Genomic DNA, 1009 nt, shown 5'->3' with positions numbered 1-1009 from the left:
CTTACGGGTCTCTTCGATACGGTACATGTTGTAGGGAACAAAAAAATCAATTTCTTTGTCTTCAAGGAGTTGATAATTTTCCTCACTTCCATAGCCCGCATCGGCTATAACTTTTGCAGATTGTTTGCCGTAGTTGCTTTTGAATCCTTCTAAGTGAGTCTTTAATGTGGTAAAATCAGTAGAAGTCTGGTGGGTGGAGTAATGTGTAATAATTTGATTTTCTGTAGAAATCTGAATATTATAACCCGCTTTTAATTGTCCGTTGCCCATATGATCTTCTTTCATGCGCATAAAAGTAGCATCGGTATCGGTTTTCGAATAACTGTTTCTATCCCCCAGAATTTCGAGATGTTTCTCATATTCTTTAAGTTTTACAAGCTGTTCTTTCTCGAGTTTTTGAAGTGATTTGTTCTGCTGTTTACTCAGCTTCTGCTTTTTTTCACTTTGGTTGATCTCGTGTATTTTTTCTTCTAATTTCTTACTGTCTACCTTGGTATCAGTTTGGTTATCAGTATGCATAATGTCTGACTCGATAGCCTGACCAATATCTGCCAGAACAGCATCGATTTTTCCCTGAAGCCTGTCTTTATGTTTTTCAACTGCTTTCTTCCACACAAAGCTGTATTTATGTGCGTTGGCTTCTATTTTAGTACCATCAATAAATTGTCTCTCCAGGCTAATGAGCTCTAAATCTACCATCATCAGAACGACCTGGCTGAAAAGTTTTTCGATATTCCCTTTTAATTTTTTTCCTCTAAAGTCATTGATAGTTCTAAAATCCGGCTGAAGTCCTCCCGAGAGCCACATAAAATATATATTCTCCTTCACGGCTCTAGCCAGCTTTCGGCTGGAATAGGTATTATTGAGATATCCGTAAAACAATATTTTCAATAACATCTTAGGATGGTAGCTGGATCTTCCACCGCCTTTAAACTGTGATATAATCTCGGAAATTTCCAACTGTTCAACAACACTGTCTATTAATCGGGCAGAATGATTCTCTGGGATC

1 protein-coding gene is annotated in these 1009 nt (G+C 37.6%); it reads right to left on the bottom strand.

Annotation, left to right across the window (positions count from 1 at the left end):
* Window positions 1–1009: IS1182 family transposase (locus ACQKCJ_RS24755; RefSeq protein ID WP_427403149.1), on the bottom strand; the 1009-nt coding region annotated here is incomplete at both ends.

This window comes from Flavobacterium sp. NPDC079362, from assembly GCF_050267765.1.
Classification (GTDB): Bacteria; Bacteroidota; Bacteroidia; order Flavobacteriales; family Flavobacteriaceae; genus Flavobacterium; species Flavobacterium azizsancarii.
Note: the sequence above shows the minus strand (reverse complement) of the source record. Positions and strands in the feature narration are given on the sequence as shown.